Below are 16,231 nucleotides of genomic sequence, written 5' to 3'. Positions count from 1 at the left end.
GTACCCGGCGCCCTGCGCACGGTGACGGGCCGGGAACAACCGGGGTCCGGGCATGACCGAGCGGCCGCGATGTACTAGAGTTATCTCGACATCGAGATATCTGCCTAGGCGTACCGCAGCCGCCAACTCGGTAAGGTCAACCTAACTTAGCCTTACCTTAGCGGATCGGCGAGAGGCCGTGGCGGCAGGATTTGCGATTGCGGTAGACGCGCAATGAAGAAGGAGACTGTCGTGTCGGCGAACAGCTTCGACGCCCGTGCCACGCTGAGCGTGGGTGACGAGTCGTACGAGATCTTCAGGCTGGACAAGGTCGAGGGCTCCGCGCGCCTTCCCTACAGCCTGAAGGTGCTACTGGAGAACCTGCTCCGGACCGAGGACGGCGCGAACATCACCGCCGACCACATCAGGGCCCTCGGCGGCTGGGACTCGCAGGCCCAGCCCAGCCAGGAGATCCAGTTCACGCCGGCCCGCGTGATCATGCAGGACTTCACCGGCGTGCCCTGCGTCGTGGACCTCGCCACCATGCGCGAGGCCGTCAAGGAGCTGGGCGGCGATCCGGCGAAGATCAACCCGCTGGCCCCGGCCGAGCTGGTCATCGATCACTCCGTCATCGCCGACAAGTTCGGCACCAACGACGCCTTCGCGCAGAACGTCGAGCTGGAGTACGGCCGCAACCGCGAGCGCTACCAGTTCCTGCGCTGGGGCCAGACCGCGTTCGACGAGTTCAAGGTCGTCCCGCCCGGCACCGGCATCGTCCACCAGGTGAACATCGAGCACCTGGCCCGTACCGTCATGGTCCGCAACGGCCAGGCGTACCCCGACACCCTGGTCGGCACCGACTCGCACACCACCATGGTCAACGGCCTCGGCGTGCTGGGCTGGGGCGTCGGCGGCATCGAGGCCGAGGCCGCGATGCTCGGCCAGCCGGTCTCGATGCTCATCCCGCGCGTCGTCGGCTTCAAGCTGACCGGTGAGCTGACCCCGGGCACCACCGCCACCGACCTGGTGCTGACCATCACCGAGATGCTCCGCAAGCACGGTGTCGTCGGCAAGTTCGTGGAGTTCTACGGCGAGGGCGTCGCCGCGACCTCGCTCGCCAACCGCGCCACCATCGGCAACATGTCGCCGGAGTTCGGCTCCACCGCCGCGACCTTCCCGATCGACGACGAGACCCTGAAGTACCTGCGCCTGACCGGCCGCAGCGAGCAGCAGGTCGCGCTCGTGGAGGCGTACGCCAAGGAGCAGGGCCTGTGGCTGGACCCGGCCGCCGAGCCGGACTTCTCGGAGAAGCTGGAGCTCGACCTCTCCACGGTCGTGCCCTCCATCGCCGGCCCCAAGCGCCCGCAGGACCGCATCGTCCTCGCCAACGCCGCCCAGCAGTTCGCGCTGGACGTCCGCAACTACGTGGCCGACGACGAGGAGGCGGGCAAGGAGTCCTTCCCCGCGTCCGACGCCCCGGCCGCCACCAACGGCGTGCCGACCCGTCCGACCCAGGTCACGGCCCCCGACGGCACCACCTACGAGATCGACCACGGCGCCGTCACCGTCGCCGCGATCACCTCCTGCACCAACACCTCGAACCCGTACGTCATGGTCGCCGCCGCGCTGGTGGCCAAGAAGGCGGTCGAGAAGGGCCTCACCCGCAAGCCGTGGGTGAAGACCACCCTGGCCCCGGGCTCCAAGGTCGTCACCGACTACTTCGACAAGGCGGGGCTCACCCCCTACCTCGACAAGGTCGGCTTCAACCTGGTCGGCTACGGCTGCACCACCTGCATCGGCAACTCCGGCCCGCTGCCGGAGGAGGTCTCCAAGGCCGTCAACGAGCACGACCTCGCGGTCACCTCGGTGCTGTCCGGCAACCGCAACTTCGAGGGCCGGATCAACCCCGACGTCAAGATGAACTACCTGGCGTCCCCGCCGCTCGTCGTCGCGTACGCCCTCGCCGGCTCGATGAAGATCGACATCACCACCGAGGCCCTGGGCATCGACCAGGACGGCAAGCCGGTCTACCTCCAGGACATCTGGCCCACCGAGGCCGAGGTGAACGACGTCGTCGCCAACGCCATCGGCGAGGACATGTTCAACAAGTCCTACAGCGACGTCTTCGCGGGCGACGCCCAGTGGCAGGCGCTGCCGATCCCCACCGGCAACACCTTCGAGTGGGACACCGAGTCCACCTACGTGCGCAAGCCCCCGTACTTCGAGGGCATGACGATGGAGACCACCCCGGTCTCCGACATCTCCGGCGCCCGGGTGCTGGCCAAGCTGGGCGACTCGGTCACCACCGACCACATCTCCCCGGCCGGTGCCATCAAGGCTGACACCCCGGCCGGCAAGTACCTCACCGAGCACGGCGTCCAGCGTCGCGACTTCAACAGCTACGGCTCGCGCCGCGGCAACCACGAGGTCATGATCCGCGGCACGTTCGCCAACATCCGGCTGCGCAACCAGATCGCGGCGGGCACCGAGGGCGGCTACACCCGCGACTTCACGCAGGCCGACGCCCCCGTGTCGTTCATCTACGACGCCTCCCGCAACTACATCGACCAGGGCATCCCGCTGGTCGTGCTGGCGGGCAAGGAGTACGGCTCCGGCTCCTCCCGCGACTGGGCCGCCAAGGGCACCGCGCTGCTCGGCGTCAAGGCCGTCATCGCCGAGTCCTACGAGCGCATCCACCGCTCGAACCTCATCGGCATGGGCGTCCTGCCGCTCCAGTTCCCCGAGGGCGCGACAGCCGCTTCGCTGGGTCTGACCGGCGAGGAGACCTTCTCCTTCACCGGTGTCACCGAGCTGAACGAGGGCGTCACCCCGCGCACCGTCAAGGTCACCACCGACACGGGTGTGGAGTTCGACGCGGTCGTCCGCATCGACACTCCGGGTGAGGCCGACTACTACCGCAACGGCGGCATCATGCAGTACGTGCTGCGGTCGCTGATCCGCAAGTAGTCCACGGAAGAGTGCCGCGCTCCCGCCCGGGGGCGCGGCACTCTGTCGTATCCGGCTGCGGGTCCGCGGTGGTTGCCCGCGCAGTTCCCCGCGCCCCTAAGGGGCGCCCTGGCGGGCGGGCGGATGTGCGACGGCGGGGCGTGCCCCCTCAGGGGCGCGGGGAACTGCGCAAGACCACAGCGCACCTGGGCAGGAGCAGCGCAGGCGTCAGCCCAGGAGCTCCACCTCCGCCAGCGCGACCTCCCGGTCGAACACCAAGCGGTAGCGCTCGTACGCGACGGGGGAACCCCCCGGGGGAACGGAGAACACCCTCAGCTGCCGCCCCCAGGCGAACCCTTCGCGCACCCGCCGGTCCAGCGTCCGCCACCCCGCGCCCCCGGCAGAACCCTGAAGCACCCAGCCGACACGCGCCCCGCCGCGCTCCGCCGAGGTCAACGTGTACTGCACCGGCCGACCCCGCCGCACGACCGGCAACGCGACCGACCGCACCCGCTCCGAGGTCGCCGACGTGTCGTCGAACAACGCCCCCGCGCCCCGCAACAGGTCCGAACGGGGCGCCGGCCGCCGGTCGTCCCCGGTGAGCGAGGCGGGCGCCGCCCCCGGCCCCGTCCCCCAGGACGAGGGCCGCGGCCCCATCGCGAACTCCACCACCCCGCCCCGGGCCAGCACCTCGTGCGGCAGGGCCGTCGAACCCCAGGGCTTCCCGTTGACGGTGAGGCCCTGCACGTACACGTTCCGGGCACTGTTGCGCGGCGCCCGCACCACCAGCGTGCGGCCGTTGTCCATGCGCACGCTCGCCTCGGTGAACAGCGGCGAGCCCACCGCGTACTCCCCGCCGCCCAGGACCAGCGGATAGAACCCCAGCGCGGAGAACAGGTACCACGCCGACTGCTCGCCGTTGTCCTCGTCCCCGTGGTAGCCCTGCCCGATCGCCGAGCCCGTGTACAGCCGGGCCAGCACCTCGCGGACCTTCGCCTGCGCCTTCCAGGGCTGTCCCGCCGCGTCGTACAGGTACGCCACGTGGTGCGCGACCTGGTTCGCGTGCCCGTACTGGCCCATCCGCACGTCCCGGGCCTCGGTCATCTCGTGGATGACCCGACCGTACGAGCCGGGGAACCGGGCCGTCTCCGGCGTGGCGAAGTACCGGTCGAGCCGTCCGGCGAGCGCCGCCCGGCCGCCGTACAGGTTGGCCAGCCCCCGGGTGTCGTGCGGCACCGAGAAGGCGTACCCCCAGCCGTTCGTCTCGGTGTAGTCGTGGCCCCACACCCGCGGGTCGTACGCCGACGGGTCCAGCCGCCAACGGCCCTCGGCGTCCCGCCCCTGGAAGAACCCGACCCGCGCGTCGAAGAGGTTCACGTAGTGCCGCGCCCGGTCGAGGAAGTACGTGGCCTCTTCCCGGTACCTGCGCTGCCCCGTGCGCTCGTACAGGGCCCGGGCCATCCGCCCGATGCCGTGGTCGTTCACGAAGCCCTCCACGGCCCAGGAGAGCCCCTCGCGGGTCGCCGTGCTGGTGTACCCGAGGAACGGTGAGGTGGCCATGCCCTTGCGGCCCACCCCGGAGGAGGCCGGCACCACGGTCGCGTTCTTCAGCGCCGCCTCGTACGCGCGCTCCGCGTCGAAGCGGACGCCCTTCAGGTACGCGTCCGCGAAGGCCACGTCGGAGGAGGTGCCCGTCATCAGGTCCGCGTACCCCGGCGACGACCAGCGCGAGGTCCACCCGCCGTCCCGGTACTGCTGCACGAACCCCTCGACCAGGCGCCCGGCGTGCTCCGGGGTGAGGAACGCGTAGGCGGGCCACGTGGTGCGGTACGTGTCCCAGAAGCCGTTGTTGACGTACACCCGGCCCGGGACGATCCGCGCCCCGGTGCGCACGGGGGTGTCCGGGCGGGGTTGCGGGGAGAACGGCGAGGCGTAGCGGGGGGAGCCGTCCACCGTCTCGAAGCCGGAGTTGGGGTACAGGTACAGCCGGTACAGGTTGGAGTACAGGGTCGTGAGTTGCTCCGGGCTCGCGCCCTTCACCCGCACCCGGCCGAGCAGCGCGTCCCACTGCCGCTGGGCCGCCGCCCGCACCGCCTCGAACGGGGTGCCCTCCGGGATCTCCTGGCGCAGGTTGTCCTTCGCCTGCTCCAGGGAGATCAGCGAGGTCGCCAGCCGCAGCGTGACGGTGCGCTCGGGACCCGCGTCGAGGCGGACGTAGCCGGCGACCTCGCCGCCCGCGTCGCTCCTCAGCGGGCCGGCGCGCCGCACCGGCCGGTCGAGGACCCCGTACACGAACAGTCGGGTCGCCCCCGCCGAGAGCCCCGAGCGCACGTCGGAGTAGCCGGTGACCTCACGGCTGTCCGGGCGGAGGGTGAGTCCCGCCCGGTCCGAGACGTTGTCGAACAGCAGGTTGGCGTCCTCGCCGGGGAACGTGAACCGCAGGGCCGCCGCATGGTCCGTGGGGGCCATCTCGGCCCGTAGACCGTTCTCGAACGTCACCCCGTAGGAGTGGGGCCGCGCCGTCTCGTTCTCGTGCCGGAAGGCCAGGGCCCGTGCCCGGCGTCCGGCGTCGGGGGTGCCGGACGCGGTGGACGGCATGACCTGGAAGGTCTGCCGGTCCCCGATCCACGGGCTCGGCTCGTGGCTGGCGCCGAACGCCTGGAGGGTCGGCAGGTTGTCCGCGCCGTTGCCGCGCGCGTAGTCGTACAGCCAGGTCAGCGAACCGGCGTCGGTGATCGGCGTCCAGAAGTTGAAGCCGTGCGGAACCGCCGTCGCGGGGAAGGTGTTGCCGCGCGAGTAGGCGCGGCTGGAGTGGGTGCCGCGGACCGTCGAGACCAGGTCGGAGGGACGGGCGCGCGGGTCGGCGGCCCGGTCGCCCGCGGTGCGCAGGACCAGGTCGTCCACCCATCCGCCGAGCTGTCCCGGACCTTTAGGCGCGTCGTAGGCGAGGAGCACCCGGTCGACGGTGCGGCCCCGGGCCACCGTGCCGATCCGGGAGACGACGTCGTTCCACTGGTTGACGTACAGCACCTTCGCCGTGCCCTGCCCCTGCGGGCTCAGCGGAAAGCCGTGCTGGTCGCGGGCGCCCAGCCGGCTCAGCAGGGTGCCGTCGGTGAACGCGAGGTCCACGGAGACGTGCGTCGCGCGGTAGTCGAGGTCCCCGTCGGCCATCTCCGGGAAGATCCGGTACCCGAGTTCGGTGTCCGGGCCCACCCGGACGTCCACGTCGAAGACCTCGTGCCGGGCGTGCGCCCGTCCGTCCGCCCGGTGCGCGCCCCGGTAGTGCAGTGCTCCGGTCCCGGTGAAGCCGGCGTGGGTCTTGGCGGTGGGGGAGCGGGTGGGACCGCGGTCGACGGAGGACTCCAGGGTCGCCCCCGAGGCCGGCGGCTGCCCGGACGGGTCGGTGCCGTCGGGGTCCGGCCGCTCGGGCGCGGGGTGGCCGGTTTCGAAGGAGGACGTGAACGCGGTGTCGGGCGGGGTGTCGGCCGTGCCCGGTCCGGCGGCGCCCAGGAGCAGCAGGGCCGTGCAGACCGCTACGGCGGTTCGATGGGTTCCGTGCCGGATTCGACGCCGCATGTGCTCCTCCGCAGCAGGGAGACAACGTTGTCAATTGCGCTGCGGAACGAACAGTAGCGTGGCAAGTGGCCGCTGCCGGCAAGGGTGTTGCCCCTGTGTCGCGGGGCGGACGGAGGTCCCGGGGGGCGTCGTGCGGGCATTTCATCAGGTCATCGGATGCGCGAAGGCGAATTCATCCCATGTCGGGCACGAGCGTGGGGTGGTGGCGTACCGCGCTGATATCCGTGAGGTCTCAACTAGGGAAAGACTGGCGCCCAAACTCGCATTCGATCTTGCCCGGGTGTCTGCAAGTGGACTATACCTGTGCGCGTCCGCAGCACTTCGAGCCGCGGACCGACCGGGGGGATGGGGGAAGGCGGGACAGCGGCGTCTGGGGGACGCCCGTTCCGCGCATTCCAGCCGATCCCGTGGTTTTGTGTTCGACCCCAGCTTCATCACACCGCGGTGCCGGGGAGGGTCCGGTTCACCGCCTGAGTCCTGGAGAAGGCGAGGACTTGAGCATGGGATCTTCCGCCCAGAACGAGCAGGGTGGCCTTGGCCGCCGCGATCTGATCAAGCGGTCCGCTGCGATCGGCGTGATCGCGGTTCCCACGATGAGTTTCCTGTCCGCTTGCGCGAGTGGCGACAGCGGAGGCGACGACAAGGTCGAGAAGGGCAAGAAGTCGGCCGAGAACCCGCTGGCCGTCAACGAGAAGGCGCAGCTGGAATTCGTCCTGTTCGACGGTGGTTTCGGCAAGGAGTACGCCGAGGACGCCAACAAGATCTACGAGAAGAAGTTCTCCGGGGCACCGAAGGTCAAGTTCCTTCCGACCCAGAAGATCCAGTCCACGCTCTCGCCCCGTTTCAACGGGGGCACCCCGCCGGACCTCATCGACAACTCCGGCGCCGAGCAGATGGACATGGGCGTCCTGGTCGGCAAGAAGCAGCTCGCCGACCTGACCCCGCTGCTGGACGCCCCGTCCGTCGACGACCCGAACAAGAAGGTCCGCGACACCCTGCGGCCCGGCATCGTCGAGATGGGCCAGTTCGACGGCGAAGAGGTCTGGATCCTCTACTACGCCTACACCGTGTACGGCGTCTGGTACTCGCAGAAGGCCCTCGACTCCCTCGACGCGGAGTACCCGAAGACCTGGGACGAGATGCTGGAGGTCTGTAAGAAGGCCAAGAAGAAGGACATGGCGGGCTGGACGTACGCGGGCAAGCACCCGTACTACCTCCCCTTCTCGCTGTACCCGATGATCGGCAAGCGCGGTGGCCGCCAGGTCCTCGACGCGATCGACAACCTCGAGCCGAACGCGTGGAAGCACCCCGCGGTCAAGGAGTGCTTCGAGGCGTACTACGAGCTCTACAAGAAGGGTTACGTCCTCAAGGGCACGGCGGGTCTGGACCACATCCAGTCGCAGACCGCGTGGACCGAGGGCAAGGCGCTCTTCATCCCCAACGGCTCGTGGGTCGAGAACGAGGCCGCCAAGACGATGCCGGCCGACTTCAACCTGGCCGTCTCCGCGCCGACCGGCATCGACGACTCGGACAAGATGCCCTTCGGCACCATGTGGGCGTCCGGCGGTGAGCCCTTCATCGTCCCGAAGCAGGCCAAGAACGCCGAGGGCGGCATGGAGATGCTCCGCATCATGCTGAGCGAGGAGTCCTCCAAGAACTTCACCGGCAAGGTGAAGTCGCTCAGCGCGCTCAACGGCGGCACCGACGGGCTGGACCTGACCCCGGGTCTGAAGTCCGGTGTCGCGGCGCTGGAGCTCGCCGGCGACAACGTGGTGAACCCGCGACTCCAGGACTGGTACGTCCAGCTCCAGAAGGAGCAGATCGGCACCGCCGCGCTCGGTCTGATGATGTCCGGGGGGCTCACCCCGACCGAGACGATCAAGAAGATCCAGGACTTCGCCGACGCGACGGCCAAGGACGACTCGATCAAGCACTACAAGCACCAGTAAGCCATGGGTCACCAGCGGCGGCACCCGCTAGCAGATCGGGGTCGGTAGCAATGCAGCACGGTAAGTACCGGTTCATCGTGGGATTCCTCGTGGTCCCCTTGACGTTGTACGCACTCTTCGTCATTTGGCCATTCATCCAGTCCATCTTCTACTCGTTCACGGACTGGACAGGTCTGAGCCCGGACTTCAAGATGGTCGGCTTCGACAACTACACCAGGATGTTCGACGACGATATTTTCTGGAAATCGTTGCAACACAGCCTGTTGTTCGCGTTGCTGCTGCCGCTGGTGACGCTCAGCCTGGCGCTGTTCTTCGCCTTTATGATCAATGTGGGCGGACGGCGCCGCAAGGGCGGCCCGGTGGTCAGTGGCGTGCGCGGGTCGGCCTTCTACAAGATCGTCTACTTCTTCCCGCAGGTCCTTTCCATCGCGATCGTGGCCTTGTTGTTCCAGTTCGCGTACAACCCCGAGAGCGGCGCGATCAATTCCGTCCTCAAGGGCGTCGGATACGAGGACCTCCCGGTGTGGCTGGGCGACCCCGACCTCGCGCTCTGGTGCGTGATGGCGGTCCTCGTCTGGTCCACGGTCGGATTCTTCGTGGTCCTCTTCTCGGCGGGCATGGCGTCGATCCCGTCGGAGCTGTACGAAGCGGCCCTGCTCGACGGCGCCAGCCGGTTCACGACCTTCTTCCGGATCACGCTGCCCCTGCTGTGGGACACCGTCCAGTCCGGTTGGGTCTACATCGGCATCCTGGCCCTGGGAGCCGAGTCGTTCGCGGTCGTGCAGATCATGACGGTCGGCCCCGGCGGACCCGACTACTCCACCACCGTCATGGTGCTGTACGTGTACCAGAAGGCGTTCCGTGACGGTCAGGCCGCCTACGCAACCACGATCGGTGTCGCCCTGCTCGTCGTGACGTTGGCCTTCGCCGCCATCGTGATGCGGCTGGGCCGGCGCGAGCGGCTGGAGTTCTGATGAAGACCACCGAGACCCCCACCCCCGCCGTTCCCGCGCCGCGGGCGACCCCGCCGCGCGCACCGCGCACCGGTGACCGGAAGAAGTCCGAGGGACAGGTCCTCAACGTCTTCTCGCACGGCATCCTGATCGTCTGGGCGATCCTGGTGGTGATGCCGCTCCTGTGGGCGGTCATGACCTCCTTCAAGGACGACAAGTCCATCTTCAGGTCGCCGTGGGCGCTCCCGGACAAGCTGCACTTCGAGAACTGGTCGCGGGCCTGGACCGAGGCCAACATGGCCGACTACTTCCTGAACACCATCCTGGTGGTGGGCGGGTCGCTGATCGGCACCCTGGTCCTCGGTTCGATGACCGCGTACGTGCTGGCCAGGTTCGAGTTCCCGGGCAACCGGTTCCTCTACTACCTGTTCGTCGGGGGCATGAGCTTCCCGGTGATGCTGGCCCTGGTGCCGCTGTTCTACGTCGTGAACAACATGGGGCTGCTCAACACCATCCACGGCCTGATCCTGGTGTACATCGCCTACTCACTGCCGTTCACGGTGTTCTTCCTGACCTCGTTCTTCCGCACCTTGCCGTCCTCGGTGGCGGAGGCGGCGTTCGTGGACGGGGCCTCGCACACCAGGACGTTCTTCCAGGTCATGCTGCCGATGGCCAAGCCGGGTCTGATCAGTGTCGGCATCTTCAACTTCCTGGGACAGTGGAACCAGTACATGCTGCCGACGGTGCTCAACACCGACCCGGAGGAGCGCGTGCTGACCCAGGGACTGGTGCAACTGGCCGTCAGCCAGGGCTACAAGGGCGACTGGTCCGGCCTCTTCGCCGGCCTGGTGATGGCGATGCTGCCGGTGCTGGCCGCGTACGTGGTCTTCCAGCGCCAGGTGGTCGCCGGACTCACCGCGGGCGCGCTGAAGTAGGAACACCGCGAGCACGCACGGCCGAGGGGCCCGGGGAACTCCCCGGGCCCCTCGGCCGTGTGGTGCGGCACAGCCGCGCGGGCCGTCACCGACCCGCGCGGACCGTCACGGCACGGCGGAACCCGCCGGTCCGCAGGTCGCCAACTGCGCCTCCCAGGCGAGCCGGGCGGCCAAGGTCCGGTTGGGCGTGCCCAGCCGGTCCAGAATGGTCTGGACGTGGTCCTTGATCGTCGCGGTGCCCACGGCCAGTGCGTCCGCGATCTCGGGGTTGGTCAGACCCTCGCTCATCAGCGTCAGCACCTCCTGCTGGCGAGGCGTCAGCTTCTCGCGGACCTCCTGGAGCGCCCGGTTGCCGTGCTCCCGGGCCCCGCCGCGCAGATAGCCCGTGACGACCGTCCGGGCCAGTTGCGAGGGGAGGGACCAGCCACCGGCAGCGACGGTCCGGATGGCGTGGGCGAGCGTGGCCGCCCCGCCGTCCCGGTCCGTGATGCCGAGCGCCCCGGCCTCCAACAAGCCGTGCAGGGAGATCCGTTCCTGTGCGGGGATCAGCAGCAGGACGGGCGGTGTGCCCATCCGGCGCAGCCGTCCCAACGCACCGAGCAACTGCTCGTGCCCGCGGACGGTCCCCAAGAGGACGACCTGTGGGCGGGCGTGGCGCAATTGCGCCGCCGCCTCGTGCACCTTTCCCGATACAGCGACCTTGATGTCCGTTTCCTTGTTTAAAACGGCTTCGATCCCTGCTCGGTATACTTCGCTGTCGTCAAACAGCCCTATGTCGATCACGGCCCCCCCGGGTCTCATGAGCGCATGTGCCCTACGTAAAAATGTGGTCACGTATACGTCTACACCACTGGCAGGTCATTACCTCCCACCCAATGGGGGGTATCTGTCACACTGCCCCCGCCGATCGGCGGGGTACGGGGTGGTGTTCCCGGAGGCGGCAGGGTCGAGGACCCGCCGGGTGGCACACCGGGACGGACGGATTCCCCGTGCGGAGGTACGGGGTCGGGTATCGGCCTCTCCGGGCCCGTGAGGCGTGTTCCGCTGGACAAACGGGCGGGCGCGTGCTCGGCGCGGCGCGTGCCGAAGCACGTCCCGCGGCACCGGGGGCGCGGAGCGGTCCGGGTGATCGACGGCGAGACCGACGGTGAGATCGACGGGCGTCATGGACTTGACCGCGACCGTCGGCTCGACGGACGTTGGTGTTCATCACTTGTACACACCTCGGGTCCCACCGCCGCGACCCGGCACGGGCGGCGCCCCCGCGTCCGCCCACCACGCACGTCAGAGTGGAGGGGCCGTGGAGACTCCGGGGTCGCAGTCGTCGTTGCACCGGGCCAATCTGGAGCGCGTCGTCCGAGCCGTGCGGCGGGCGGGCTCGCTCACCCAGGCCGAGATCGCCCGCACCACGGGACTGTCGGCGGCGACCGTCTCCAACATCGTCCGAGAACTCAGGGACCAGGGGAAGGTCCAGGTCACCCCCACCTCGGCCGGCGGCCGGCGAGCCCGCAGCGTGTCGCTGAACGGCGATGCGGGCATCGTCATCGGCGTCGCCGTCGGCCGCACCCACCTGCGCGTGGCCGTGGGCAACCAGGCCCACCAGGTGCTCGCCGAGGAGGTCGAGTCACTGGGCCCCGATCGCGAGGTGCTCCCCGGACCCGCCACCGACCGCCCCGGCGCCATCCCGTACGGCCTGGACCGGGCGGCGGAACTGGTCGAACGGCTCATCGAGAAGACCGGTGTGGACCGGACCCGGATCAGCGGCGTCGGCCTGGGCGTCCCCGGCCCGGTCGACGTCGTCACCGGAACCGTCGGACCCACCGTGGGCCTCCCCGGCTGGGCGGACGCCCGGCCCGCCGAGGACCTGGGCGTCCGGCTCGGCCTCCCCGTCCACCTCGACAACGACGCCAACCTGGGCGCCCTCGGCGAACTCGTCTGGGGCAGCGGCCGGGGCGTGCGGGACCTCGCGTACGTCAAGGTCGCCGACGGGGTGGGCGCCGGACTGGTGATCGGCGGACGCCTCCACCGCGGCCCGGGCGGCACGGCCGGGGAGATCGGCCACCTCACCCTCGACGAGTCCGGTCCGGTCTGCCGCTGCGGCAACCGCGGCTGCCTGGAGACCTTCACCGCCGACCGCCATGTGCTGCCCCTACTGCGGGCCACCCACGGGGACGGGCTCACGACGGCCGCCGTGGTCCGGCTCGCCCGGGACGGCGACCCCGGCTGCCGCCGGGTGATCGCAGACGTCGGACGCCACATCGGCATCGGCGTCGCCAGCCTGTGCAACCTGCTGAACCCGAGCCGGATCGTGCTCGGCGGCGACCTGGCCGAAGCCGGGGAACTCCTGATCGGACCGGTGCGCGAAGCCGTCGGACGGTACGCCGTACCGAGCGCCGCCCGCCAGCTGACCATCCTGCCGGGTGCCCTGGGCGACCGGGCCGAACTGCTCGGGGCGCTCGCCCTCGCCCTCGACGCCATGGGGGACCCCACCCTGACGGACCCGTCCGTTCCGGTGAACCCGTAGCCCCGACCGGGCCGCGCCACGCGCGGGGACGGCACCGCGGCCGTCCCCGCCCGGGTTTACTTCTTGACGCCTGCCGGGTGCCGGGCGGCGACCTCCGCCCGGCACCACCGACCCGGCGGCGTCAGGGAGGTGTCGCACGTGCCTACATCCACCCGCCGCACCGCGGTGGCCCTGGGAGCAACGGCCCTGGCCGTCCTGCTCGCCGCCTGCGGCAGCGCGAAACAGGCGGGCGGCGGCCCCGGCGCACGGCAGCGCCCCGGACCCGGCGACGTCCTCCGGGTCGGTCTGCTGCTGCCCGAGAACCAGACCGCCCGCTACGAGAAGTTCGACCGCCCCCTGATCGAACGGCACCTCGCCGAACTGACGAACGGCACGGCACGGGTGACCTACGCCAACGCCAAGCAGGACGCGGCCGTCCAGACCCAGCAGGTCGACTCGATGATCACCAACCGGGTCCACGTGCTCATCCTCGACGCGGTCGACTCCCGGGCCGTCGCCGGCGCCGTCCGCCGGGCCGAGGAGGCGGGCGTGCCCGTCGTCGCCTACGACCGGTTGGCCGAGGGACCCGTCGACGCCCACACCTCCTTCGACAACGAGGAGGTCGGGCGCGTCCAGGCCCGGGCCCTGCTCACGGCCCTCGGCGACCGGGCCGGCGCCGGGGAGGTCGTGATGGTGAACGGTTCCGCCACCGACCCCAACGCCGCGCTGTTCAAGGCGGGCGCGCACGCGGTCCTGGACGGCCGGGTCCGCGTCGGCCGGGAGTTCGACACCAAGGAGTGGAAGCCGGAGAACGCCCACTCCCACATGGAGAGCGCACTCACCGCCCTCGGCAAGGAACGCGTCATCGGGGTCTACGCCGCCAACGACGGCATGGCCGGCGGCGTCATCCAGGCCCTGAAGACCGCCGGGGTCTCCCCGCTGCCGCCCGTCACCGGTCAGGACGCCGAACTCGCCGCGGTCCAACGCATCGTCGCCGGCGAGCAGTACATGAGCGTCTACAAGCCCTACGGCCCGGGCGCCCGGGCCGCCGCCGCACTCGCGGTCGCCCTGGCCCGCGGCGAACCGGCCACCTCCGTCACCCGCGTCACCGTCGACAGCGCCACCACCGAGGACGTGCCCGCCGTGCTCGTCCCGGTGGTCGCCCTCACCCGGGACAACCTCGCCGAAACGGTCCTGGCGGACGGCGTCCACTCCCGCGCCGAGATCTGCACCCCCCGCTACGCGGCCGCCTGCGACCGGCTCGGCCTGAGGGGCTGACCCGGTGGCGCACCGGACGGCCCGACGGCCCGCACCGCCCGTGCTGGCGCTGCGCGGGGTCTCCAAACGCTTCGGTGCCGTGCAGGCGCTCACCGACGTCGAACTGGAGGTCCACCCGGGCGAGGTGGTCGCCCTCGTCGGGGACAACGGCGCCGGGAAGTCCACCCTGGTCAAGACGATCGCCGGCACCCACGCCCCGGACGGCCACCACGGCGGCGGCATCGAGTGGGACGGCCGGCCGGTACGCCTCGACAGCCCCCGCGCGGCGCGCGAACTCGGCATCGCGACCGTCTACCAGGACCTCGCGCTCTGCGACAACCTCGACGTCGTCGGCAACCTGTTCCTCGGCCGTGAACGACGACGGCACGCGGTGCTGGACGAGATCGGGATGGAACGCCGCGCCCGCGAACTGCTGACCTCCCTGTCCGTGCGGGTTCCGAACCTGCGCATCCCCGTCGCCGCGCTGTCCGGCGGACAACGTCAGACGATCGCCATCGCCCGCGCCCTGCTCGGCGCACCCCGACTGGTGGTCCTCGACGAACCGACCGCCGCCCTCGGCGTCGAACAGACCGCGCACGTCCTCGACCTCGTCGAACGACTGCGCGAGCAGGGCCTCGCGGTCGTCCTGGTCAGCCACGACATGGCCGGGGTGCTGGCCGTCGCCGACCGGGTGGCGGTCCTGCGGCTGGGCCGCAACAACGGCGACTTCCCGGTCGCCACCACCACCCAGGAGGAGATCATCGCCGCGATCACGGGCGCCACCGACAACGCCGTCACCCGGCGCGCCGCCCGCGGTGCGGAGCCGGCCCGATGAGCACCGGGAACCTCAGCGGGCCCGCCCCGGACGGCCCCGTCGACCTGGACCGCCCACCGGCCCCGCCGGCCGCCCCCGACCCCCGGCTCCTGGTGCGGCCGGTGGGGCGGGGCGAGCGGACCGGTGAGCTGCGGCGACGGCTGGCAGCGGGGGAGACCGGCTTCCTCCCCGTCCTCGTCGCCCTGGTCGTCATCGGGGCGGTCTTCCACTCGCTCAACCCGGCCTTCCTCTCAGCTGAGAACCTCTCCCACGTCCTCGTCGACGCCGCGGGCCCCGGGCTGATCGCCGTCGGCGTCGTCTTCGTGCTGCTGCTGGGCGAGATCGACCTGTCGGTCGGCTCGGTCAGCGGCCTCGCCGGCGCCGTCTTCGCGGTGCTGAACGTCACCCACGGGGTGCCCGAAGGCCCGGCACTGCTCCTCGCGGTGCTCACCGGCACCACGGCCGGGCTGGTGCACGGCTTCTTCTTCGCCCGCGTGGGCGTGCCCGCGTTCGTCGTCACCATGGCCGGGCTGCTCGCCTGGAACGGTCTGATGCTCCAGCTCCTCGGTGCCAACGGCACGATCAACCTGGACGACTCCGGGCTCCTCGCCCGGCTCACCCGGCACTACTTCACCGACATCTCCGCCGCCTACGGCCTGGCCACGGCCGTCGTGGTGGGGCACCTCCTCCTCACCCTCCGCGCCGCACGCGAGCGCCGGGCCGCGGGGCTGCCGTGGCGGCCGGTGGGCGAGCTGCTGGCCAGGACGGCCCTGCTCGCGGCGCTCTGTTACGCCGTCGCCCACGTCCTCAACCAGTACAAGGGCCTCCCGCTCGCCCTGGTGATCTTCCTGGGTGTGGTGGTTCTCACGGACTTCGTCCTCAGACGGACGGTTTTCGGTCGTCGCGTGACCGCCCTGGGCGGCAACGTCGAGGCGGCCCGCCGGGCCGGCACCGACGTCGCCGCGGTGCGGATCGCGGTGTTCGCCGTCGCCGGGACGCTCGCCGCGCTGGGCGGACTCGTGATCGCCTCGAAGATCGCCGCCGCGAACCAGGGAGCCGGCTCCGGCGACCTGCTGATGAGCTGCATCGCGGCCGCCGTCATCGGCGGGACCAGCCTGTTCGGCGGGCGGGGGCGGACCTGGTCCGCACTGCTCGGCGTCCTGGTGATCGTCTCGATCCAGAAGGGCCTCCAATTGGAATCCCTCGCCGAACCGGTCAAGTACATGATCACCGGAGGGGTGCTCCTCGCGGCGGTCGTCCTCGACTCGGTGTCCCGCCGCAAGCGTGCCGTGACCGGCCGGGGGTAGGCGAATCGGCCG

The 16,231-nt window shown here is 70.5% G+C and carries 10 protein-coding genes; 8 read left to right on the top strand and 2 right to left on the bottom strand.

Annotated features, from left to right (window positions below; translation table 11 throughout):
• The first annotated feature begins 231 nt into the window (after nt 1-231).
• Nucleotides 232-2,946, top strand: coding sequence for an aconitate hydratase AcnA (acnA, locus tag ACFYOU_RS14845; RefSeq protein ID WP_389766173.1), 2,715 nt, complete (start codon nt 232-234; stop codon nt 2,944-2,946).
• Between the two features lie 207 nt (nt 2,947-3,153).
• On the opposite strand, the gene ACFYOU_RS14840 is transcribed toward acnA, so the two are convergent.
• On the bottom strand, nt 3,154-6,501 hold the full coding sequence (locus tag ACFYOU_RS14840; RefSeq protein WP_391305896.1) for a GH92 family glycosyl hydrolase: 3,348 nt from the start codon (nt 6,499-6,501) through the stop codon (nt 3,154-3,156).
• Nucleotides 6,502-7,001: 500 nt separating this feature from the next.
• Between ACFYOU_RS14840 and ngcE the strand changes: the two genes are divergently transcribed.
• From ngcE to ACFYOU_RS14825, 3 genes are read left to right on the top strand one after another with little or no spacing between them, the layout of a single operon-like run.
• On the top strand, nt 7,002-8,450 hold the full coding sequence (gene ngcE / locus ACFYOU_RS14835; RefSeq protein WP_391305894.1) for an N-acetylglucosamine/diacetylchitobiose ABC transporter substrate-binding protein: 1,449 nt from the start codon (nt 7,002-7,004) through the stop codon (nt 8,448-8,450).
• 50 nt (nt 8,451-8,500) lie between these two features.
• Entirely contained in the window at nt 8,501-9,424 is a 924-nt protein-coding gene (locus ACFYOU_RS14830; RefSeq protein WP_385493426.1) for a carbohydrate ABC transporter permease, read from the top strand.
• Nucleotides 9,424-10,338, top strand: a complete 915-nt coding sequence (locus tag ACFYOU_RS14825) for a carbohydrate ABC transporter permease (protein ID WP_385493425.1) — start codon at nt 9,424-9,426, stop codon at nt 10,336-10,338. The genes ACFYOU_RS14830 and ACFYOU_RS14825 overlap by 1 nt, the downstream gene beginning before the upstream one ends.
• 105 nt (nt 10,339-10,443) lie before the next feature.
• Here the strand turns inward: ACFYOU_RS14825 and ACFYOU_RS14820 are convergent, their stop codons facing one another.
• Nucleotides 10,444-11,139 (bottom strand): DNA-binding response regulator, encoded by a 696-nt coding sequence (locus tag ACFYOU_RS14820; protein WP_389770344.1) that lies wholly within the window; start codon nt 11,137-11,139, stop codon nt 10,444-10,446.
• A 499-nt stretch (nt 11,140-11,638) separates the two neighbouring features.
• On the opposite strand from ACFYOU_RS14820, the gene ACFYOU_RS14815 reads away from it, so the two are divergent.
• From ACFYOU_RS14815 to ACFYOU_RS14800, 4 genes are all read left to right on the top strand, one after another.
• Nucleotides 11,639-12,862: an ROK family protein gene (locus ACFYOU_RS14815; RefSeq protein WP_391305891.1), complete on the top strand. Its 1,224-nt coding sequence runs from the start codon at nt 11,639-11,641 to the stop codon at nt 12,860-12,862.
• Between the two features lie 138 nt (nt 12,863-13,000).
• Entirely contained in the window at nt 13,001-14,119 is a 1,119-nt protein-coding gene (locus ACFYOU_RS14810; RefSeq protein ID WP_391305889.1) for a substrate-binding domain-containing protein, read from the top strand.
• Between the two features lie 4 nt (nt 14,120-14,123).
• Nucleotides 14,124-14,933: an ATP-binding cassette domain-containing protein gene (locus ACFYOU_RS14805; protein WP_391305887.1), complete on the top strand. Its 810-nt coding sequence runs from the start codon at nt 14,124-14,126 to the stop codon at nt 14,931-14,933.
• Entirely contained in the window at nt 14,930-16,219 is a 1,290-nt protein-coding gene (locus ACFYOU_RS14800) for a sugar ABC transporter permease (protein ID WP_391305885.1), read from the top strand. The genes ACFYOU_RS14805 and ACFYOU_RS14800 overlap by 4 nt, the downstream gene beginning before the upstream one ends.
• Nucleotides 16,220-16,231 lie beyond the last annotated feature (12 nt).

The sequence above is a fragment of the Streptomyces sp. NPDC005955 genome (assembly GCF_042871255.1).
In the GTDB taxonomy this organism is placed as follows: Bacteria; Actinomycetota; Actinomycetes; order Streptomycetales; family Streptomycetaceae; genus Streptomyces.
This window is presented reverse-complemented; position numbering and strand designations above follow the sequence as displayed.

Bases quoted from the DNA above. Each gene is read 5' to 3' on its own strand.
- ACFYOU_RS14840 (WP_391305896.1), bottom strand. From the start codon at position 6,501: ATGCGGCGTCGAATCCGGCACGGAACCCATCGAACCGCCGTAGCGGTC.
- ngcE (WP_391305894.1), top strand. From the start codon at position 7,002: ATGGGATCTTCCGCCCAGAACGAGCAGGGTGGCCTTGGCCGCCGCGAT.
- ACFYOU_RS14830 (WP_385493426.1), top strand. From the start codon at position 8,501: ATGCAGCACGGTAAGTACCGGTTCATCGTGGGATTCCTCGTGGTCCCC.
- ACFYOU_RS14825 (WP_385493425.1), top strand. From the start codon at position 9,424: ATGAAGACCACCGAGACCCCCACCCCCGCCGTTCCCGCGCCGCGGGCG.
- ACFYOU_RS14820 (WP_389770344.1), bottom strand. From the start codon at position 11,139: ATGAGACCCGGGGGGGCCGTGATCGACATAGGGCTGTTTGACGACAGC.
- ACFYOU_RS14800 (WP_391305885.1), top strand. From the start codon at position 14,930: ATGAGCACCGGGAACCTCAGCGGGCCCGCCCCGGACGGCCCCGTCGAC.